The organism is Janthinobacterium sp. 1L-D-8-B-C4 (assembly GCF_057291295.1).
Map to the genome: position 1 here is coordinate 50351 of NZ_JBXAVX010000010.1, position 21054 is coordinate 71404.

Annotated in this window: 20 protein-coding genes; 3 read left to right on the forward strand and 17 right to left on the reverse strand. The window is 65.1% G+C overall.

The features are described 5' to 3' along the window. Positions 1–10 precede the first annotated feature (10 nt). Both hslU and AC0Z42_RS17795 read left to right on the forward strand, forming a co-directional pair. Positions 11–1366, forward strand: a complete 1356-nt coding sequence (hslU, locus tag AC0Z42_RS17790) for an ATP-dependent protease ATPase subunit HslU (protein WP_485469524.1) — start codon at positions 11–13, stop codon at positions 1364–1366. A 206-nt stretch (positions 1367–1572) separates the two neighbouring features. After that, positions 1573–2346 carry a helix-turn-helix domain-containing protein gene (locus tag AC0Z42_RS17795; RefSeq protein ID WP_485469525.1) on the forward strand — a complete coding sequence of 258 codons (774 nt, stop codon included), beginning with the start codon at positions 1573–1575 and terminating at the stop codon, positions 2344–2346. On the opposite strand, the gene AC0Z42_RS17800 is transcribed toward AC0Z42_RS17795, so the two are convergent. The 17 genes from AC0Z42_RS17800 to gpmA all read right to left on the reverse strand — a co-directional run bounded on the left by AC0Z42_RS17800 (position 2319) and on the right by gpmA (position 20503). Next, positions 2319–4565 carry a patatin-like phospholipase family protein gene (locus AC0Z42_RS17800; protein WP_485469526.1) on the reverse strand — a complete coding sequence of 749 codons (2247 nt, stop codon included), beginning with the start codon at positions 4563–4565 and terminating at the stop codon, positions 2319–2321. The two genes, AC0Z42_RS17795 and AC0Z42_RS17800, sit on opposite strands and share 28 nt — an antisense overlap. Positions 4566–4594: 29 nt before the next feature. Further along, positions 4595–5173 carry a type II secretion system protein N gene (locus AC0Z42_RS17805; RefSeq protein WP_485469527.1) on the reverse strand — a complete coding sequence of 193 codons (579 nt, stop codon included), beginning with the start codon at positions 5171–5173 and terminating at the stop codon, positions 4595–4597. A 20-nt stretch (positions 5174–5193) separates the two neighbouring features. Then, complete coding sequence (gene gspF, locus AC0Z42_RS17810; RefSeq protein WP_485469528.1) at positions 5194–6414, reverse strand: type II secretion system inner membrane protein GspF; 1221 nt, start codon at positions 6412–6414, stop codon at positions 5194–5196. A gap of 10 nt (positions 6415–6424) precedes the next feature. Beyond that, on the reverse strand, positions 6425–7852 hold the full coding sequence (gspE, locus tag AC0Z42_RS17815; protein WP_485469529.1) for a type II secretion system ATPase GspE: 1428 nt from the start codon (positions 7850–7852) through the stop codon (positions 6425–6427). A gap of 10 nt (positions 7853–7862) precedes the next feature. After that, a complete protein-coding gene (gene gspD, locus AC0Z42_RS17820; protein WP_485469530.1) occupies positions 7863–10124 on the reverse strand; it encodes a type II secretion system secretin GspD in 2262 nt (753 codons plus the stop codon). Next, positions 10121–10897 carry a type II secretion system protein N gene (locus AC0Z42_RS17825; RefSeq protein WP_485469531.1) on the reverse strand — a complete coding sequence of 259 codons (777 nt, stop codon included), beginning with the start codon at positions 10895–10897 and terminating at the stop codon, positions 10121–10123. Before AC0Z42_RS17825 ends, gspD begins: the two co-directional genes overlap by 4 nt. Further along, entirely contained in the window at positions 10894–11427 is a 534-nt protein-coding gene (gene gspM, locus AC0Z42_RS17830) for a type II secretion system protein GspM (RefSeq protein WP_485469532.1), read from the reverse strand. Before gspM ends, AC0Z42_RS17825 begins: the two co-directional genes overlap by 4 nt. Then, positions 11424–12662 (reverse strand): type II secretion system protein GspL, encoded by a 1239-nt coding sequence (gene gspL, locus AC0Z42_RS17835; protein WP_485469533.1) that lies wholly within the window; start codon positions 12660–12662, stop codon positions 11424–11426. The genes gspM and gspL overlap by 4 nt, the downstream gene beginning before the upstream one ends. A gap of 19 nt (positions 12663–12681) precedes the next feature. Further along, positions 12682–13650: a type II secretion system minor pseudopilin GspK gene (gene gspK, locus AC0Z42_RS17840; RefSeq protein WP_485469534.1), complete on the reverse strand. Its 969-nt coding sequence runs from the start codon at positions 13648–13650 to the stop codon at positions 12682–12684. Further along, positions 13647–14294 (reverse strand): PulJ/GspJ family protein, encoded by a 648-nt coding sequence (locus tag AC0Z42_RS17845; RefSeq protein ID WP_485469535.1) that lies wholly within the window; start codon positions 14292–14294, stop codon positions 13647–13649. The genes gspK and AC0Z42_RS17845 overlap by 4 nt, the downstream gene beginning before the upstream one ends. Then, positions 14294–14689, reverse strand: coding sequence for a type II secretion system minor pseudopilin GspI (gene gspI / locus AC0Z42_RS17850; protein ID WP_485469536.1), 396 nt, complete (start codon positions 14687–14689; stop codon positions 14294–14296). The genes AC0Z42_RS17845 and gspI overlap by 1 nt, the downstream gene beginning before the upstream one ends. Continuing rightward, complete coding sequence (locus AC0Z42_RS17855) at positions 14689–15183, reverse strand: GspH/FimT family pseudopilin (protein WP_485469537.1); 495 nt, start codon at positions 15181–15183, stop codon at positions 14689–14691. The genes gspI and AC0Z42_RS17855 overlap by 1 nt, the downstream gene beginning before the upstream one ends. A gap of 9 nt (positions 15184–15192) precedes the next feature. Continuing rightward, entirely contained in the window at positions 15193–15645 is a 453-nt protein-coding gene (gene gspG, locus AC0Z42_RS17860) for a type II secretion system major pseudopilin GspG (RefSeq protein WP_485469538.1), read from the reverse strand. Between the two features lie 101 nt (positions 15646–15746). Further along, complete coding sequence (locus AC0Z42_RS17865; protein WP_485469539.1) at positions 15747–16508, reverse strand: HesA/MoeB/ThiF family protein; 762 nt, start codon at positions 16506–16508, stop codon at positions 15747–15749. Positions 16509–16593: 85 nt separating this feature from the next. Then, positions 16594–18096, reverse strand: coding sequence for a S41 family peptidase (locus AC0Z42_RS17870; protein ID WP_485469540.1), 1503 nt, complete (start codon positions 18094–18096; stop codon positions 16594–16596). Between the two features lie 32 nt (positions 18097–18128). Further along, complete coding sequence (locus AC0Z42_RS17875; protein WP_485469678.1) at positions 18129–19679, reverse strand: murein hydrolase activator EnvC family protein; 1551 nt, start codon at positions 19677–19679, stop codon at positions 18129–18131. A gap of 77 nt (positions 19680–19756) precedes the next feature. Beyond that, a complete protein-coding gene (gene gpmA / locus AC0Z42_RS17880) occupies positions 19757–20503 on the reverse strand; it encodes a 2,3-diphosphoglycerate-dependent phosphoglycerate mutase (RefSeq protein ID WP_485469541.1) in 747 nt (248 codons plus the stop codon). A gap of 105 nt (positions 20504–20608) precedes the next feature. Here gpmA and AC0Z42_RS17885 point away from each other — a divergent pair, with 105 nt between their 5' ends. Continuing rightward, positions 20609–21040, forward strand: a complete 432-nt coding sequence (locus AC0Z42_RS17885; RefSeq protein WP_485469542.1) for a rhodanese-like domain-containing protein — start codon at positions 20609–20611, stop codon at positions 21038–21040. The last annotated feature ends 14 nt before the right edge of the window (positions 21041–21054 follow it).

Here is a 21054-nt window from a genome sequence, read left to right on the forward strand (position 1 = left end):
AACTATGATCATGAACATGACCCCGTCGGAAATCGTTACCGAACTCGACAAACACGTGGTGGGCCAGGCCAAGGCCAAGCGCGCTGTCGCCATCGCCTTGCGCAACCGCTGGCGCCGCCAGCAGGTGGCCGAGCCGCTGCGCCATGAAATCACGCCGAAGAACATCCTGATGATCGGCCCCACCGGCGTCGGCAAGACCGAGATCGCGCGCCGCCTGGCCAAGCTGGCCGAAGCACCGTTCATCAAGATCGAGGCCACCAAATTTACCGAAGTGGGCTATGTGGGCCGCGACGTTGACACCATCATCCGCGACCTGATCGATATCGGCATCAAGCAGACCCGTTCGCTGGAAATGAAGAAGGTGCGCGCGCGCGCCGAAGATGCGGCCGAAGACCGCGTGATCGATATCCTGGTGCCGCCGGCGCGCGATTTCGGCTTTACGCCAAACACGGCCGCAGCGGTCGACTCGGGCAGCGGCGACAGCACGCGCCAGACCTTCCGCAAGCGCCTGCGCCAGGGTGAGCTGGACGACAAGGAAATCGAGATCGACCTGGCCGAAGCAGGCCCGCAGATCGAATTCATGGCGCCGCCCGGCATGGAAGAGATGACCGAACAGATCAAGTCGATGTTTTCCGGCGCCGGCGGCGGTGCGCGCAAAAAAGCGCGCAAGGTCAAGATCAAGGAAGCACTGAAACTGCTGGTCGAGGAAGAAGCGGCCAAGCTGGTCAACGAAGATGAACTGAAACAGAAGGCGATCCAGAACGTCGAGCAGAACGGCATCGTGTTCCTCGACGAGATCGACAAGATCGCCTCGCGCTCGGAATCGGGCGGCGCCGATATCTCGCGCGCCGGCGTGCAGCGCGACCTGCTGCCGCTGGTCGAAGGCACCACCGTCAATACCAAGTACGGCATGATACGCACCGACCATATCCTGTTCATCGCTTCGGGCGCGTTCCACCTGTCAAAACCGTCGGACCTGATCCCGGAACTGCAGGGGCGCTTCCCGATCCGGGTCGAACTCGAATCGCTGTCGATCTCGGACTTCGAGCGCATCCTGACCAGCACCGACGCCTGCCTGACGATGCAGTACGAAGCGCTGCTGGCAACCGAAAACCTGAAGTTGCAGTTCGCGCCCGAAGGCATCACGCGCCTGGCAGAAATCGCCTATTCGGTTAACGAGCGCACCGAAAACATCGGCGCGCGCCGATTGCATACGGTGATGGAAAAGCTGCTCGAAGAAGTATCGTTTACGGCCAGCGAAGGCAGCAGCACCAGCGAGAACCTGCTGGTGATCGATGCGGCTTATGTGAATGAACGGCTGGAAGCGCTGTCGGTCAACGAGGACCTGTCGCGCTACGTGCTGTAAGCTGACTGGCCGCCTGCGGACGCCCCAGCGGGCGTCCGCGATCAGGCCACCTTTCACGCCTGGCCAGCGCTGTCCATGGAGACGATTCAATGTCATGCACAGTCTCTCCCGCCGCCAGAAAAAGTACCATCTGCTTGTGCAAAGTGGCATAAACAGCTACATTCGGTATCGTCAAACGCGACCAATCTTGCACAAAAGGATATCTCATGAGTTCGCCCGAACTGGTATTGCGCGTGCTGCGCGCCGAGCTGCGCGCCGTCGGCATGACCTACAAGGTACTGGCCGCGCGCATCGGCATGAGCGAATCGAGCGTCAAGCGCATGTTCGGCCAGCACGACATGTCGCTGTCGCGCCTGGCATTGATCTGCAAGGCGGCCGGCATCGCCATGGAAGACGTGCTGCGCGGCGCGGCCGACATCACGCCGCATGCCGACACGCTGACCCTGGTGCAGGAAAAATCACTGGTGGCCCAGCCGCGCCTGCTGCTGGTGGCAATCTGCTGCCTGGGCTACTGGACCCTGGAGCAGGTGGTGGAAACCTATGCGCTGACGCAGGCCGAATGCATAGGCTACCTGGCCGAACTGGACCGCCTGGGACTGATCGAATTGAAGCCGCTGAACCGCTACAGCCTGCGCGTGTCGAACGCCTTTCACTGGCTGGCCGACGGCCCGGTGCAGCAGTACTTCCGCCAATACGTGGTGGCCGATTATTTCAGCGGCCATTTCGATGGCGCCGGCGAGACGCTGATGTGCATCCCGGCCCGCCTGAGCCTGCCCAGCGCGCAGGAGATGGTGCAAAAGATCCGCCAGCTGGCCGAGGAGCTGGCGCGGCTGCACCAGAGCGACCGGCGCCTGGCCGCTGACGAGCGCGATGGCTTTACCCTGCTGCTCGGCTTTCGCTCCTGGGAGTTTGCCGCGTTTACGGCCCTGCGCCGCACGGCGCCGGCACCGTCTTACCAGGCCGGCCCGAGGAACAGGTAAAGCGTACCCTCGCCGCCCTTGGATGCGCCACCAGCCACGTACACGGGACCGAAGCGGGTGTCGACCGAAATGAAGGCGCTGGCGGCCTGCGTGAATTTGCTGGCCTTCCAGCGTTCGCTCTGGTCAAAACCGCCACCCATCTCCAGCGAAAAACCGGCCCGCACGGCGCCGCCGAAGGTGGCCGGCAGCGAGCCGATACGGCGCGCCATCACCACGCGCGCCAGCGCCACGCTGCGCCCCGTCACCGATTCGAACTGCGTGCCCGACAGGCGCAAAAAGCCGCCCAGGCTCAAAGGCGCCTCGCCATGCTGGGCACGCGCCCATTCGCCATACACATGGCCGGCCCAGTTGCCGCGACCGAATGCCTTCAGGGCCGTGACGGCCGAACGGCCCAGGCCCGCTTCACCGACGCCGGGCGACGGCGAATGCATCCAGGTGGCATCAAACAGCACGCCACGCGTGGGAAAGCCCGTGCCGTCGAGTGTGTCGACGCGGAACTGCACGAACTGGTTGGTGCCCAGCGCACGCTCTTCCGGCACGCCAGGGGCCGCAGGAATCACCACGCTGCCCTTGACCTCGCTGCGCGTGACGCCGACCTGCAGGTCGCCCCAGTAGCCGAACTGGCGGCCCAGCACCAGCGAGGCGCCATGGCCGCGATAAGCCATGCGGGCGCTGCGCCGGCCCTTGTCGAACAGGTCGACCGCCGACGAGGTGTATTGCAAGGTGGGCGCGATATACCACGGGTTGCCGGCGCCCAGCGGCTGCCAGAACTGCACCCCGAAGTCGCGCGTGGTGCCGATCTGCGCAATGCTGCGCAGTTCGCCGCCCCAGCTGTTCAGGTTCGAGGCCACGTGCAGCAGTTTCAGGGCAAAGGTATTGCTGTCCTTGAAGTCGCTGCCCAGTTCCAGCCCCACGCGCAGCCGGTTGCTGGCCCACGGCGCTTCGACCGCGTTGATGGTCACCGTGCGCTGCTCGCCGGCGTCGACCACCGAGGTCTCCACGCGGGCGATATCGCCGCGGCCATACAGGCGCGCGGCGGCCTTCTGCACGTCGGCCTGGCTCACCAGCTGGCCCTCGACCAGGCCGGCCTGCGCCTGCAAGGTGCGCGGATTGATGTCGCCTTCGCTTTCGACGGCCAGGCGCGTCAGCGGCAGGGCCACGTCCAGCAGGGCCGGCGCGGCCAGGCGCAATTGCTCGCGCGCCGCATATTGTTCCGGCGGCAGCGCCAGCGGCGCCAGGCGCGCGGCCAGCGCCTGCGCCGCCTGTTCGCCGGCACGCATGGCGCGCGCGTAGTTCGCAAAATCGAGAAAACTCACGCCGTTCAGATCGGGCGCCACCAGGATATCGCCGGGCCGCAGCTCCTTCAGCGAGCGCTGCACGTTCTGCTCGGTCAGGATCTGCAGCATCTGCTGCGCCACCCCGATGGCGCTGCCCAGCTCTTTTTCCGGCGCCAGCGGCGTACCGACGTTGACAGCAATGATGATGTCGGCGCCCATGGCGCGCGCCATGTCCACCGGCAGGTTGCGTACCAGGCCGCCATCGACCACCAGCCGGTTGTTCACGCGCACCGGCGAAAATACGCCCGGCACGGCCAGCGAGGCGCGCATCGACAGGAACAAAGGCGTGTCGACCAGTTCTACCAGTTCGCCATTGACCAGGTCCGAGGCCACCGAACGGAACGGCAGCGGCAAGGCGCTGGCGGGGCGGTCGCGCATGCCGGGCGGCAGCAAGCGGGTCAGGGCCATCTCCAGCGCCGCGTTGCTGGCGGCGGCCGGCGGCGTCGAAATGCCGTCGCGGCTGATGCCGAACTCGATGCGCGACGCCAGCAGCAAGTCTTCCTCGCGACGCCGGAACGCCAGTTCCTCGCGCGGCGGACGATCGGCCACCACGCGCTGCCAATCGGTTTCGCGCGCCATCTTTTCCAGGTCCGCCACCGAGGCGCCGGCCGCATAGGCGCCGCCGACCACGCCGCCCATGCTGGTGCCGACCACCATGTCGACCGGCACATGCAGTTCCTGCAGCACTTTGAGCACACCGATATGGGCAAAGCCACGCGCGCCGCCGCCCGACAGCACCAGCGCCACGCGCGGGCGCGCGGGCTTCGCTGCTGCCTTGGCGGCGGCATCGGCATCGGCTTCAGGCGCGGCATGGGCCACTGCCAGCGGCAGGCAGCACAACGCGGCCACGCAGCCGGCAAGGACGGCACGCAATGACAACATGGGTACTCCCGGGAAAATGGCGCGCGGACTCAATTCGCCGGCGAATTGGGCGGCTGGTTGGTGGTGACCTGCCCGGCGGGCGCCACCGTGACCGGTGGACGCTGCGCTTCCATCGGCAGCGGCGGCGGCACCAGCGAATTGTTTGGCGCCGGCTGCACCGGCGCCGGCGTGGCCACTGGCAGCGGCGTCATCGACGGCAGTGCCAGCGCCTTGTCGTCGGCCACCAGGTCGATGCGACGGCTCACGCCGCCGTCCTGCAGCAGCACGTAGCGCGCCTGCACTTCGCGCACCGTCACGCCGGGCGCCACCTCAAAGCCGGTCGGATAGGCCTTGGCTGGCTGGCCGTCGGTGGCGATGATGGCCACGGCGCCGCGGCCATTGGCGGGCGCCACCACGCCGCGCAACTGGTAGTTGCTGGCGGTGGCCACGCTGACCTGGCCGCCGAACAGCGCGGCGCCGGCCTCCACGCTGGCATCCTGCACCACGGGCACCGGCGGCGGATTGATCGGCCGTTGCGGCGCCTTGAACAGCTGCATGGCCCAATAGGCCAGCGAGACGGACAGCGCCACCAGGGCGAGCAACGTTACAAATTGAGGCAGACGCTTCATGATTTCCCAGGTTTTCTTTTTTAACGCACTAACTGATTGATTTCAATAATCGGCATCAGCACGGCCAGCACGATCAGCAGCACCACCACGCCCATTGCCAGGATCAGGGCCGGCTCCAGCAGGCCGGCAATGGTCAGGGTGCGGCGTTCGAGATCCTGCTCCTGGGCGCTGGCGGCGCGTTCGAGCATGGCCGGCAACTCGCCGGTGATTTCGCCGGCCCGTATCATGTGGATCAGCATCGGCGGAAAATGCTTCTGCGCCGACAGCGCACGGGCCAGGCTGACGCCTTCGCGCACCGCGCCGCTGGCCTCGGCCACCAGCTCCTGCATCGCCACATTGGTCAGGGTGTCGCGGCTGGTGTCGAGCGCGCGCAAGATCGGCACGCCCGAACCGGTGGTGATGGCCAGGGTGCTGGCAAAGCGCGCCGTGTTCAGGCTGCGTTCGAACTTGCCGTACAGCGGCGCCGTCAGCAGCCAGGTATGCCAGCGCCGCTTCAGGGCCGGCTGCTGCAGTGCGCGGCGCCAGGCAACCCAGGCGCCAATCAGCGCGATGGCCACCACCAGGCCATAGTTGCGCACGAAGTCGGACAGCGCCAGCATGATCACGGTCAGCACCGGCAGCTTCTGCTTGGTATTGGCGAACACCGAGACGATCTGCGGTACCACATAGGTGAGCAAAAAGATCACGATCGAAAACGCCACTACCGTGACGATGGCCGGATAGGTAAACGCCAGTTTCACCTTCTGCACCAGGGCATTCCTGCGCTCGATATAGTCGGCCAGGCGCGACAGCACCCGCGACAAATGGCCGATCTGCTCGCCCGAGGCCACCAGCGCGCGGTAAATTTCGGCAAAGTCGCGCGGATGGCGCGCCAGCACGTCGGAAAACGCCGCGCCGCCGATCACTTCGGAACGGATCGAGGCGATCAGGTCGCGCAAATACGGCCGCTCGGCCTGTTCCAGCAGGGCCGAGAAGGCTTGTTCGAGCGGCAGCCCCGCTTCGAGCAGGCTGGCCAGCTGGCGCGTGAACAGCGCCAGTTCGGTGGTCGACAGGCGCTCGCCGAAGCCGCGCCGTTTGGTGACGCCGGCGGCATCGACTTGCGCCGCGATCAGGTCGACGGCCAGCGGCACCAGGCCTTGCAGGCGCAGCTCGGCGCGCGCGGCACGCGGGCTGTCGGCATTGAGCACGCCCTTGCGGGTGGCGCCGACGGCGTCGACGGCTTCATAGCGGAATGCGGGCATGGTGGCGGGCCTAGTCTTTGGTCACGCGCAGCAGCTCGGCTTGCGTGGTGGTGCCGTCGCGCAGCCAGCGTTCGCCGTCCTCGCGCATGCCGCTCATGCCGTCCTGCAGGGCGACGGCGCGCACCTCCGCTTCGGAGGCGCGGTTGTGAATCTGCGCGCGGATCTGCTCGGTGGTGCGCAGCAGCTCGTACACGCCGACGCGGCCCTGGTAGCCGGTCTGGCCGCACTGCTCGCAGCCGACCGCCTGCCAATATCCGCTTTGGCCATCAAAGGTTTTACACGAGCCGCACAACTTGCGCACCAGCCGCTGCGCCAGCACGCCCAGCAGCGACGACGACAGCAGGAACGGTTCGATCCCCATGTCGAGCAAACGCGTCACGGCCGCCGAGGCGTCGTTGGTATGCAGGGTGGCCAGCACCAGGTGGCCCGTCAGGGATGCCTGCACCGCGATCTGCGCCGTCTCCAGGTCGCGGATCTCGCCGATCATGATCACGTCCGGGTCCTGCCGCAAAATCGCGCGCAGGGCCTTGGCAAACGTCATGTCGATACGCGCATTGACCTGGGTCTGGCCGACGCCTGCCAGGTCGTACTCGATCGGGTCTTCCACCGTCAGGATATTGGTGGTGGTGGCGTTCAGCATCGACAGCGCCGCATACAGGGTGGTGGTCTTGCCCGAACCGGTCGGGCCGGTGACCAGCACGATGCCATGCGGCTGCGCGAGCAGGCCGTCGAACTGTTTCAGCATCGGTGCGCTCATGCCCAGGTGCTGCAGGTCGAGCCGGCCAGCCTCCTTGTCCAGCAAACGCAATACGGCCCGTTCGCCATGGCCGGTGGGCAGGGTCGAGACGCGCACGTCGACCGGCTTGCCGCCCACGCGCAGAGTGATGCGGCCGTCCTGCGGCAAACGCTTTTCGGCGATGTCGAGCTGCGCCATGATCTTGATGCGAGAAATCAGCGAACCGTGGATGGCTTTCCTCGGCCGCACCACGTCGCGCAGGCTGCCGTCGATGCGAAAGCGCACCACCGAGGTCTGCTCGAACGGCTCGATATGGATATCGGAGGCGCCTTCGCGCAGCGCCTGCGTGAGCAGCGCATTGATCATGCGGATCACCGGCGCGTCGTCGGACGACTCGAGCAAATCTTCGATTGCCGGCACGTCCTGCAGCAGCTTGGTCAGATCCAGGTCGGCGTCGAATTCATCGGCCATCTGGGTCGCATTGCCGCCGCCGCCCGCATAGGCGCCGGCAATCGCCGCGTCGAGTTCCTCGCGCGGCAAGACCTTCAACTGGATCTGGCCGAAACGGCGCGACACTTCGGCAATTGCCGCTGGCGCCGTCGACACGGCCACCAGCACTTCGACCGCGCCGCCGTCCTGCGCGCCGGCCCGGGCCAGCAGGCCAAAATCGCGCGCGTAGGCGTAAGGAAGCAAATTACTCATGGCTGACCGATCACTGTTGCGGGTTTTGCTGATTTTGCTGGTTTTGCTGCTGGTACTGCTGCAGCATGGTCGGCGGCGTGGCGGCATTGGCCGGCGCGCCTTTTGGCGGCAACGGCGCCGCCGGCACCGGGCGCGTCACCATATTGCCGCCCACCGGCTGGCCGTCCTGCAGCGCCGGCAGCACCGGCGTGCCCAGGTCTTTCAGCATCAGGTTGCCGGTGGCCGGCACGGCGGCCGTTTCGGCCGAGCGCATGTAGTCGTAGCGGTCGGCCGCCAGGCTGCCGCTCTGCTCCTTGTTGCGCACGATCACCGGGCGCAAAAAGATCATCAGATTGGTTTTCTTGCGTTCGCGCGTCTGGTACTTGAACAGGTTACCCAGCAGCGGAATGTCGCCCAGGCCACGCACTTTTTCCGCGTTGTCGCCGGTGCTGTCCTCGATCAGGCCACCGAGCACAATGATCTGGCCGTCGTCGGCCAGCACATTGTTTTCGATCACGCGGTTGTTGATGGTGATGCCGCTTACCGCGGTCGTCGTCGATTTGTCCACGCTCGACGTCTCGTGGTAGATCGCCAGCTTGATGGTGCCGCCCTCGGAAATCTGCGGACGCACCTTCAACGTCAGGCCCACGTCCTTGCGGTCGATGGTCTGGAACGGGTTGGTATTGGTGCCGGCGGTGCTGGTGTACTGGCCGGTCAGGATCGGCACGTTCTGGCCCACTTGCATGGTGGCCAGTTCGTTGTCGAGCGTGACCAGGTTCGGCGTCGACAGGATATTGGCGTTGCCGTCCGATTCGAGCGCATGGGCCAGCGCACCGAGGCCCAGCGCGCCATTGATCTGCTTGAAGATGCCCAGGGTCAGGCCGCCCGTCGGCAGCACGGCGCCCTTGCCGGTGGCCAGCGCGGCGATATTGTTGGTGGTGCCGCTGGCGAACGATTGCAAGGCGCCGACGCGATAGCTGCTGGAGCTGTCGCCGGACAGGCCCAGCCACTGCACGCCAAATTCGGAAGCCTTGGCCGACGTCACTTCGACGATCAGCGCCTCGATATATACCTGGGCGCGGCGCACGTCGAGCTGGTCGATCACGGCGCGCAGGTTGCGGTAGACCGCTTCGTTGCAAGTGAGGATCAGGGTATTCGTCGAGGCATCGGCCTGGATAAAGCCGGCCGCGCCGCCCGAGGACAGCTGCTGCGGGCCATTGTTGAGAGCCGCGCCGCCAGTGCTGCCGTTTTGCGAGTTGCCGCCCATGCCGGTGCTGTTGATGCCGCTGATATTCTGGGTCTGGTTGTTGTTGCCCTGTGCGCTGTTATTGGTGCTGGTGCTTTGCTGCGCGGTGGCGGCCGAGCCGTCCGAGGTCACCACCGAGCGCAGGGTCTGCGCCAGCTTGGTGGCGTCGGCGTTCTTCAGGTAGACCACGTGCACATTGCCCAGCTGCGTGGTCGGCTGGTCCAGCTTGGCGATCAGCGACTTGGCCAGGTTGGCGCGCGCCGCCGATGGCGCGCGCAGCACCAGCGAATTGGTGCGCGGGTCGGCCAGCACCGAGACCTTGCCGGTATCGGCAGCGGCGCCGGCGCCGCCAGCATTGCCGCCTTCCATCAGCTTGTTCACCATCGAGGCCAGGTCGGAAGCGATCGCATAGCGCACCGGGATCACATCGAGATCGGTCGATGCCGGCACGTCGAGCGCGGCGATGATTTTCGCCATGCGCTTGAGGTTGTCGGCGTAATCGGTGATCACCAGTGAGTTGTTGCCCGGGTTGGCGTTGATCGTGTTGTTCGGCGAAATCAGCGGGCGCAGCACGGCCAGCAGGTTGGCCGACGATTCGTAGTTCAGGTAAAACACCTGGGTGGCGATCTGGTCGCCCTTGACCTGGGCCGCGCCATTGCCGACCTGGGTCGGCACCGACTGCAGCTTGGCGTCCGCTTCCGGCACCACCTTGGCGTAGCCGTCGCCGGACACCACCGCATAGCCTTGCAGGCGCAGGGCCGAGGCCAGCAGCGCAAAGGCCTGGGTCTTGCTGATCGATTTTTCCGACACCAGGGTAATCGTGCCCTTGACGCGCGGGTCGATCACGAAATTGATGTTGGTGTAATGGCCCACCGCCTTGATCACCGACTCGATGTCGGCGGCGACGAAATTGAGCGCCGCTTCGTCGCCGGGCGCGGCCCAGACTGGTGCCGGCATGCCGGCCACCGAACAGCACAGCAGGGCGGCGGCGGACAGGCGGCGCAGCGAGAAGGATGGTTTGATTGGGCTCACGGATGATTTTTTCATTGTCTAAACTCTAGGGCGATGATGTTTTTTTCGCTATTGCTACGGCGCTGTCCCAGCAAATTCAACAAACTCGCCAAGGTCTCTTCATATCCTGCTGCGGCCTGGGCCTGGCCGGAAAACTGCATGCGCCCCTGCTGCAAACTGCCGCTGCCATCAAGCAGCAAGGGGCCCTTCATGGAACGCAAGGTCAATGTGGCGTTCTGTCCCTGCCAATCGAAATCGAGTTCATAACTGCCCAGCGGGCGCAGCGACGACAGGCGCGAGGCCATGTCGGTCATCTGCAAGGTGGTACGCCCGATGGCGGAAAACTGCTGCTGCTCCAGGGCCAGCTGCAAGGTGCTCCACGACAGCCGCATGCTGCCGGTCGGTGCCACCGTGTTGAGTGGCGCGCCGAGGCCCCCCAGGCCATCGGCCGGCAGCAGCAGCGCCGCAGGGCTGACCTGCCAGTGCGACCATGAACCGCGCAGGTTGACCGGCTGCGACAGCGCCTCGGTATTTTGCAGCTCGACGTCGACCGAACCCCACAGCACCGACGGCGCAATGCGCCAGTTGAAGCGGCCGGGCAGCAATGGCGTGACGGCGCCGCCGGCACTGGCCGCGCCGCCGACAAAGGCCGAGCCGCGCCACAGGGTACCTTGCGCATCGCCCAAGGTCAAACGCCCGCCGGTCTGCTTTTCAACGATGGCAGCGACCCAGGCGGCTGGAAAGAACACCAGCAGGGTCAGGCAGACGCTGACGATGATCGCCAGCAGCCAGAGCACCATGCGCTTCATCGGGTCACGCCCGGGCTCTGGTGCAGCGACAAGGTGGCGTCGACCAGCCCGGCCTTGCTTTGCGCCGTGATCTTCGCGTCCTGCACTGCGATGCGGCCTTCGCGGCGCAAGCCATCGAGCCACAGCATGACGCTGGCAAACGGCACGCCGTTCAGCTGCACGCGCGCATACTCACCGGTCAGCGACAGCGATTGCGGCGCCAGGCCGCGCGCTTTCAGGGAAGCGTCCAGTGCCTCGCGGTTCATCGGCGCCACCTGCACCGGCGCCTGGCGCGCCAATTCTTCCGCTTCGCGCGCCAGCGACTGCAGCACGGCAGCCTTCTGGCGCAGCTCGGGCAAACTCTTTTGCAGCGCGATGCGCCCGTTCCAGGCCGGCTCGAAAAACACCGCATATACCAGCGCCACGCCGGCCACCACCGCGCCAATCGAAAGCAGCTTGCGCTCCTGCGCCGTGCGCTCGGCCCAGAAGGCCTGCATCGCCTGCTGGCGCGTGGCCAGTGCCGCCCTGCCCTTGTTCAATGCGATGCTCATGCTGCTGCTCCCTTGACCACCGTGGCGACCGTGATTTTCCAGACACCCGGCTCGGGCTCGTTCAGGTCCAGCTTGCGCGCGGCCAGCCCCTGCTTCACCTGTGCCTGCGCGCTGGCGTCGACCATGTCGGGCTTGATGCGCACGATCAGGCTGCGCTCGCGGTATTCCAGCGAGGCCACTACGCCGCGCCCGGCCAGGCCACCCAAGGCCTCGCCCAGCGCCGCGCTCATGCTGGTGAAATCATCCATGCTCGCTTGCCCGCCCTGCAAGCGCGCGGCGGCGATATTGCGCCGCATCTGTTCATCTTCACGGCCATATACCGGCGCCTCGTTCGGATACGCCGCCTTGAAGGTCTGCAGCATCGATGTCTGCACCGTCGCCACTTCGCGCTTCAGGCGCGACCATTCGATATTGATGCCTAGCAGATTGACGATCACCGCCAGGAGCGCCAGGCGCAATGGCCAGCGCCAGCGCGTCCAGTCGCGCGCGGCCGCCCCGCCTGCCCCTAACGCCGGCGCCAGGTCCAGCGCAGCGGTACGGCCGCCGGCGATCCAGTGCGCCCAATGGTCAAGCTCCACCGTCACGCCGGCCACGTCTTGCGCCAGTTGCCGATACTGCGCCAGTTCATCCTGCGCCACATACACGGTCAGCGGCACGTCGCCGGCAAACGCGCGCGTGGTCGCCAGCGCCTGTTGCGGCTCCGCTGGCAGCACCAGGCCCAGGCCTTCCTGCGGCGCCTGGCGCAAGGCCAGTTCGATACCCTGGCTGCCCGCCTGCAGGCTGGCCGACACGCCGCCGGGCGGCAAGGGCAGGCACAATTGCGATGGCAGCACGGCCACCTTGCGTGCACCCTGCGCCAGCAAGGCCTGCACCAGCACTTCGACCCAGGCGCGCTGCGCCACCGCTATCGTGCGCAGGCCGTTTGCGTCGGGCGCGCCGGCAGCCAGCACGCAGTCCTGCGCGTCGCCGAGGATATGTTCTTCCACCAGGCCAGGCAGCGCCGCGCGCAGGCGTGCACCGGCCAGCGGCGGCGTTTTCAGGCGCAGCAAGGTCACGTCGGCCGCCGCCAGCAGCAGCACCACGCGTTGTGCGCCGCCGATCAGCTGGCCCAGGCTGCCCAGGGCGGCGCTGCCCTGCTGCTGCAGCGCGCCACCGTCGCCGGCCAGCACGAAGGCGCAGACGGCCGCACTATCGGTGGAGGCCTTGGCCGGGTGGCGGATATACAAAGTTGTCAAAGGGACTCGCTTTCAGGTTTTAATTTTCCCGCAACCAGACCAGGCTGGTGGTGCGCTGTGGATTCGGCTGGCGCCACACCAGCGCCTGCGCATCGAGCGCGGCTCGGTCCAGCCGTACCCGGATCACGGTCAGGAAGTACTGGCTTTTTACGTCGATATCGACCCCGTCGATCACATTCTTGCCATTAATATTATTCTTGAAATTGCCCGTATCGACAAACTTTTTGCGCGGATTGGACAGTGTCAGGGCGCTCGCTTCGGAAACCGACATGTCGGTGACGGCGGCCAGCACTTCGGCCGAGGCGGTATTCACGTTGACGGGCGTCACCTGCGGCAGCACGATCACGTAGTCGCGCAGCTTTTCAATGATCTGCGGGGTATAGCCCGGTATCGCCAGCAAATCCTCGATCTGCGTCATGGCCACCGGCTCGCCGCTGCCGGAGGTGGCGGTATCGGTTTTCCTGTCGCTGCCGTCGGTAGCGGCGCGCAACTTCGGCTTCGCGCGCGCCACCGCGTCGGCCGTGGCCCGCGCCAGTCCGCTATCGAGTTGCAAGTTTCCCAGCAGGCGCTGGTAAGCCTGCAGCTGGCCGGGACTGGGCGCCCCCGTGATATCGACCAGGTTGGTGAGATTGAAACGCGCCTGCGCGTCGAGTGCGCGGCCAGACACGGTGGCGTCGAATTTTTCGGTGTCGACCTTTTCGCGGTCGACGTAATCATCAAGCCGCGCTTCCTCGATCGGCGTGGCCCATACGCCGTCCAGCGCCGTCAGCGAAGGATTGTCCTGGCGCAGCCAGAAGCGGGCAAAGTCGACCATGCCGCGCATGGCCCATTGCGTCTGCAGGCGCTGGCGCTGGTTTTCCATCGAGCGCACCTGCACCTGCTGCTGCCAGAACAGGCTGGCCACCACCGTGATGGCCAGCGCCGTCAGCAGCAGCGCCGTGATGACGGCCACGCCGCGCTGGCGCGTGGGGTGATTGAACGGCTTCATCCCGGCCCCAGCAAAAAGACCTTCGACAGGCCCGCGGCCTGGCCCGGCAGTTGCAAGGTCACTTCGAGGCCGGCCAGGTCCGCCGTCTTGCTGCCGGCGGCCAGGGTAATCCAGTCGGGCGCGGCGTTGCCGCTTAAGCTGCGCTGGCCGCGCATGACCATGCTGTCGACGCCGCGCAGCAGCACCACGCTGGCGTTGCCGGTATCGGTGTCGTCGCGCGCCGCCTGCCACAAGGTGTCGAGCACGGCCAGGTCCCGCGTGCCGGTTGACTCGCGCCGCGTCAGCACGCCGCCGACCAGGCGATAAGTGACTACTTGCAGCTGCTGCGGCTGCTGCTCGGAGACGGCCTGGCGCACCAGGATCAGCCGGTCCTGTTCGGCCGACAGGTTGCTGCGGCCATTGAGCAGGGTATTGGTGGCAGTGGCCGAGCTGGCGCCGGCCAGGTGGTCGCAGTCGCTCTGCATCTGCGCGAACGTCAGCTGCATGCCGCGCGACTGTTCCAGCTGGCCATTGAGCACCTCGCGCGAGCGCACGATACTGTCCAGGCCGCGCCAGCCCAGCACGGCGACCATCGCCAGGATGCCGATCGCCACCAGCAATTCGATCAGGGTGAAGCCGGCAACGGCCAAGCGTGGGCGCGCCATCAGTCGTTGAACGACAACAGGACCAGGCGCACGATGCGCCGGGCCGGGTACTGCGCGTCATAGACATTCACGCGCACCTGGCGCATGCGCGGGTTCGGCGTGGCCACCACTTCTTCTTCGCAGATCAGCTTCAGGTCGCCCTGCGGGCAATCCTCGCTGCGCTTGCCGGTCTGCGGGAATTTTTTCTCCAGCCGCAATCGCACCAGGTGATTTTCGGCCGACCAGGTGGCCATCATGGCGCTGCGCAGGCCATCGCTGTTCTGCGTCAGGCTGCCGACCGCGCGCAAGGACGCGCCCAGCGCGGTGCCGACGATCACCAGCGCCACCAGGACTTCCAGCAAAGTGAAGCCGCGCTGCGATGCACACAACTGCGGACGGCGTGGCAGGAATCTCATTATTGTTCGACCGTGAAGTGGCCGATGCCGTCGGCGCGGATAGCCACGCTGCGCTCGCCGCTGGCCAGGGTCAGCACGAAAGGCTTGTCGACCGGCTCGCGGCCAAACACGATGCGCAGCGGCTGGGCCGCGCTGGTCGATGGCTGCACGCTGAGCAGCATCGGCGTATTGGCAAAGCTGCGCTCGCGCAGCAAGTCATCTTTTGTCACGGCTTGCCACAGCTTTTCATTGAGGACCAAGAAACGATACTGGTTTTCATCGGCTTCGAACGCCACCTGCCGGCTGCGCACGATGGCTTCATCGCGCGCCAGCTGCAGCAGCAGGGCGATGCGTTCGGCCTCTTTTTGCAGCGCCTGCTGGCCGTTCGGCATGGCGTTCAGCGACACCAGGCCCAGGGTGATGCCGATAATGACCATCACCACCAGCAGCTCGATCAGCGTAAAGCCGCTGGCGCGTTGCCGGTTCACTGCGCGGCCAATGCTCATGGCAGGCATGGGGCAGACTTACTGGTCCCAGGAACCGATATCGGCGTCGTCGCCGCTACCGCCAGGCTGGCCATCGGCGCCCAGCGACATGATGTCAACTTCGCCTTTCAGGCCCGGCGACAGGTACTGGTAGGGATTGCCCCATGGGTCTTTCGGCATTTTTTCCAGGTAGCCGCCCGCCTTCCAGCCATTCGCGGCCGGGCCGACGGTCGGCTTTTCCACCAGCGAGCGCAAGCCCTGCTCGGTGGTTGGATAGCGCTGGTTGTCCAGGCGGTACAGTTTCAGCGCTTGCATCACGGTAGCGATGTCGACTTTCGCCGCCGCCACTTTCGATTCACCGGTGCGGGCGATCAGCTTGGGCACCACCAGCGAGGCGAGGATGCCCATGATCACCACCACCACCATGATTTCAATCAGCGTGAAGCCGCGCGCGCGGCGCTGCGGTATCGAACGGGTTGCTGCGTTTTGCATAAGAAGAAAGAGAAGTAGGTCTGTGGAATGCAGAGTATAAAGCCGAAATATGACAAAGCCTGTCATATGGGGACAATTTACGAAAATTTATCGCGCCGTGTTCAGACTGACAAGGCCGTGTCACCACAAACCGGGCAGGCCGGGTCGCGTGCCACGCGCATGCTGCTCCACTCCATGTGCAGGCCGTCGAGCAACAGCAAGCGCCCGGCCAGCGACTCGCCGATGCCCATGATGAGCTTCAACGCTTCAGCCGCCTGCATGCTGCCGACCACGCCGACCAATGGCGCGAACACGCCCATGGTGGAACAGGCTTCGTCGGTGAACTGCTGGTCTTGCGGGAACAAACAGGAGTAGCAAGGCTGGCTGCCCGTGCGCGGATCGAACACGCTGACCTGGCCGTCGAAGCGGATCACGGCGCCCGACACCAGCGGCACCTGGTGCGCCACGCAGGCGCGGTTGACGGCGTGGCGGGTGGCGAAATTGTCGGTGCAGTCGAGCACCACGGTGCTGCCCGCCACCAGTGCGGCCAGGCGCGCATCACTGACGCGCTCCTGCAAGGCGATCACGTCGATTTCCGGATTGATGTCCAACAGCGTGCTGCGCGCCGAAGCGGCTTTCGGCTGGCCGACGCGCGCGGTGACATGGGCGATCTGGCGCTGCAGATTGGTCAGGTCGACCGTGTCGTCATCGACCAGCGTCAAGTGGCCGACGCCGGCCGAGGCCAGGTACATGGCGGCGGGCGAACCGAGACCGCCGGCGCCGATCACCAGCACCTTCGCGTCGAGCAAGGCCTGCTGGCCTTCGATGCCGATCTGGTCGAGCAGGATATGGCGCGAGTAGCGCAGCAGCTGATTGTCGTTCATAACTACCGACCCCAAACAACATCTGGGGTCGGACCCTCAGGGTCCGACCCCGGCCCTTGCGGTGGGGTTGGGGTTCGCTGCATGATCAAGGCTTCTGCACCGGTATCTTTTTATCCTCGGCCTTGATATCGGACTTGATCTCGGGCTTGTCGCTGATCTTGACCGCCTTGGCGTCGGCCTTGGTTTCCGCCTTGGACAATTGCACCGGCAGGCCCTGGAAGTGGTTCAGCGCCTGCTGCAACTGGAAATCGTCCTTGGCGCCGTATTCGAGCGGCTTGCGCTTTTTCGCCGTGGCGATCAGGCGCTGCTCTTCTTCCAGCTGGTCATGTACGGTGCCCAGGGTGGGCGCGGCCGTTTCGGGCTTGCCGTCGTCGCTGTTCAGGTGTTTTTCCAGGTCTGCTTCGCGCACGCGCAGGCTGTTCCAGCCGTCGCCGTCGGCCGTTTCATCGACCAGCATGTCGGGCACGATGCCGCGCGCCTGGATCGAGCGCCCTTTCGGCGTGTAGTAGCGCGCCGTGGTCAGCTTGACGGCGGTGTCGGCCGTCAGCTGGCGCAAGGTCTGCACCGAACCCTTGCCGAAGGTTTGCGTGCCGATCACGGTGGCGCGCTGGTAGTCTTGCAGTGCGCCGGCGACGATTTCCGAAGCCGAGGCCGAGCCGGCATTGACCAGCACCACCAGCGGCACGGTTTTCAGCGCGGCCGGCAACTTGGCCAGCGGATCGGTTTTTTCGCCCGGTGGCGCATAGAACTCGCGGCGGCCATAAAACACCTGTTTCGATTCCGGCAACTGGCCGCTGGTCGAGACGATCACCGAGTTGCCCGGCAAAAAAGCGGCCGAGACGCCGATGGCGCCCGGCACCACGCCACCGGGATCGTTGCGCAAGTCCAGCACCAGGCCCTTGAGCTTGGGGTCCTGCGCATACAGCGCGTTGATCTTCTTGACCATGTCGTCGACGGTCGGCTCCTGGAACTGGGCGATGCGCAGCCAGGCATAACCGGGCGCGACCATCTTGGCCTTGACGCTTTGCACGCGGATTTCCTCGCGCACGATGGGAAACACCAGCGGCTTGCTGTCGCCCTTGCGCGACACCGTCAGCACCAGCTTGCTGTGCGGCTGGCCGCGCATGCGCTTGATGACCTCATCGAGCTGCAAGCCCTTGAGCGGCACGTTGTCGAGCCGGGTGATCACGTCGCCAGCGGCAATGCCGGCCTTGGCGGCCGGGCTGTCCTCGATCGGCGAGACCACTTTCACATAGCCGTCTTCCATGCTCACTTCAATGCCGATGCCGACAAACTTGCCCTGCACGCTTTCGCGCATTTCCTTGAAAGCGTTCTTGTCCAGGTAGACCGAATGCGGGTCCAGCGAGGCCACCATGCCGGCAATCGCCTCGGACAACAGCTTCTTGTCTTCCACCTTTTCAACGTAGTCGCTCTTGATCAGGCCAAACACGTCGGACAGCTGGCGCAGCTCGTCGAGCGGTAGCGGCGCACCGGCGCGCTGCGCGATGGCCGGGAACTGCACGGTGGCGCCGATGCCGGCCAGCAGGCCCACGCCGATCAAGCCGATAGTTTTTACTTTGATGCCCATATGTGATTCGCAATCTGCAAGTACGTTGTTACTTAAAACTTGACCCAGGTGGCGGGATCGAAGGCACGGCCCTGATGGCGCAGCTCAAAGTATAGCCCCGATTCTTCGTTGCCGCCGCTGTTGCCCGCGCTGGCGATCGCGTCGCCGCTCTTGACGCTGTCGCCGGCGCGTTTCAGCAAGGACTGGTTATTGCCATAAATGCTCATGTACTGGCCGCCATGGTCGACGATGATCAGGTTGCCGAAGCCGCGCATCCAGTCCGAGAACACCACGCGGCCGGCGGCCACGGCATGCACTTCGCTGCCCTCGCCGGTCTTGATGAACACGCCCTTCCAGGTGGGACCGTCTCCGCGCTTGCTGCCAAAGCGGGCCGCGACCCGGCCTGACACGGGCGGGCGCAACTGTCCTTTCAGGCTGGCAAAAGCGCCGTCCGGCGGCGCGGGCGCCAGGGTCGGACGGGCCGTTACCGGGACCGGCTCGGGTTTGGGTTCCGGCTTCGGCTCGGGCTTGGGTTCGACCTTGGCGATCTGTGGCGGCTCGTCGTTGTCGATCGGATCGAGTTTTACAGGCGGCGCCGGGACCGGGACAGGCACGGGCACCGGCACCGGGACCGGCACCGGCAGCGGGGTTTGCGGCTGAATCTTGCCCGATTTGCTCTGTTGCTCTCGTGCCAGGCGTTCGCGTTCGGCCAGCGCGCGCGCTTGTGCCCGCGCCAGCGCCTGGGCTTCTACCTTGGCGCGCGCGGCGAGCAAGCGCTCACGTTTTTCTTCGGCGGCCTTGGCGGCGGCCGCCGCTTTCGCGGCGGCGCGTTGTTCGGCCAGCAATTGCTGGCGTTTCTTTTCAGCGGCGGCCGCAGCCGCCTGCTCTTCGATCAGCTTGGCCAGCTTGTCGACCAGGTTGCCCATGCGCTGCTCGTCGCGCTCGACATTGCCCGCTTCCTTGCGCTTGGCCACCAGGCGCTGCGACAGATTGGCCAGCATGCTGGCGCGGCGCGCCTTTTCCTGTTCCAGCACGACTTTCTGGTCGCGTTCTTCCTGGGCGATTTCTTCCAGCTCATCCTTGGCGTTCTGCACCTCGGCCTGGTTTTTTTCCACCGCCAGCAAGTTCGCGCGCAACGATTCGAGCAGTCGCGCCTGCGCCTGCGACACATAGGCCATCAGTTGCAGGTCGCGGTTGATGCGGTTCGGATTGTCGCCCGACAGCAGCAGCTTCATGCGGTCTTCATTGCCGGCGACATATTGCTCGCGCAGCAATTTCGACAGTTGTCCTTTTTGTTTTTCCACCGTCGCCGTCAGCTCGCGGTGCTCCTTGCCCAGCGCATTGAGCTTGACGCTGGTCTCGCTTTGCTCCTGCGCCAGGTCGCGCAGCGCGCGATTGGCGTTGGAGATCGCCTCCTCCGACTCGGCCAGGGTATCGGCCGCGTCGTCCTTGGCGCTTTCGGTCTGGCTGATATCGCGTTTCAGGGCCGTCAGCTTTTGCTGCAGGCCGGCGCGCTGCAATTCCGCAGCCGCCTTCTGCTTGCTGCGTTCGGTGGGTCTGGCATGCGCGGCACCGCTGGAAAGCAGCAGCGCCAGGCACAACACGGCGCCGGCGCGCCAGGCCGGCAGGGGACGTTCAGCAGAGGGGGCGATCACTGTGCTACGGAAGAAAGACTGCAAAGTTACTTGGCCTTCCCTTGGTTCGCCACGGCAGCCTGGGCTGCCGCAATCGCTGCCGGGTCGCCCAGGTAGTAATGACGGATCGGTTTCAGGTCGGCATCGAGTTCATACACCAGCGGCTGGCCGTTCGGGATGTTCAGACCGACAATGTCGGCGTCGCTGATGCCGTCGAGCATCTTGATCAGGGCGCGCAGGCTGTTGCCGTGGGCCGAGATAATGATCTTCTTGCCGGCGCGAATGGCCGGCGCGATTTCCTCGTCCCAGGCCGGCATCACGCGCGCCACGGTGTCTTTCAGGCATTCGGTCAAGGGAATCGACGCTTTCGGCAGGCCGGCATAACGCGGATCGTTGAACGAGGCGCGCTCGTCGTCCTGCGCCAGCTCCGGCGGCGGCGTGTCGTAGCTGCGGCGCCAGACCAATACTTGCTCGTCGCCATACTTGGCGGCCGTTTCCGCCTTGTCCAGGCCCTGCAGGGCGCCGTAGTGGCGCTCGTTCAAACGCCAGTCGTTCTTCACCGGCAGGTACATCATGTCCATTTCGTCCAGCGCCAGCCACAGGGTGCGGATGGCGCGCTTGAGCACCGAGGTATAGGCCACGTCGAAAGTAAAGCCTTCTTCTTTCAGGATCTGGCCGGCAGCCTTGGCTTCGTTGATGCCCTTGGCCGTCAGATCGACGTCGGTCCAGCCGGTGAAGCGGTTATCGAGGTTCCAGGTGGACTCGCCGTGACGCATGAAAACGATTTTGTACATGGTTCTATCTTCTAAAAGGTTTCAATCAAAAAAGCAAAGGTAAAAAAGAACTGTTCCGGCTTCTATTTTATAATGCGCGCATTGACTTAAACCATTGGACCCTTCGTGAAATTCATTATCGACCATATTTTTCTGCTTGCCATCGTCATCCTGTCGGGCGGCGCCCTGCTCTGGCCACTGCTGTCGATGCGCGGCAAACGCGCCACCGTACTCGAAGTGACCCAGTTGATCAATCGTGGCAAGACCATGGTGCTCGACGTGCGCACGGCGGACGAATTCGCCAAGGGTCATCTGCCGGACGCAAAAAATATTCCAGTGGCAGAACTGGCAAAACGCATGGGCGAGCTGGAAAAATTCAAAACACGCCCCATTGTAGTGGTTTGCCAGAAAGGATCGCGCTCCGCAACCGCGGTTGCGGCGCTGACCAAGGCTGGTTTCGCTGAAGCAACTAGCTTGGAAGGCGGCATCGACGAATGGACCAAGCAGGGCCTGCCATTGAAAACACCGTTGCTGGCCAAACCGTCGCTGGCCAAATAAGGCCCGCCACTTTG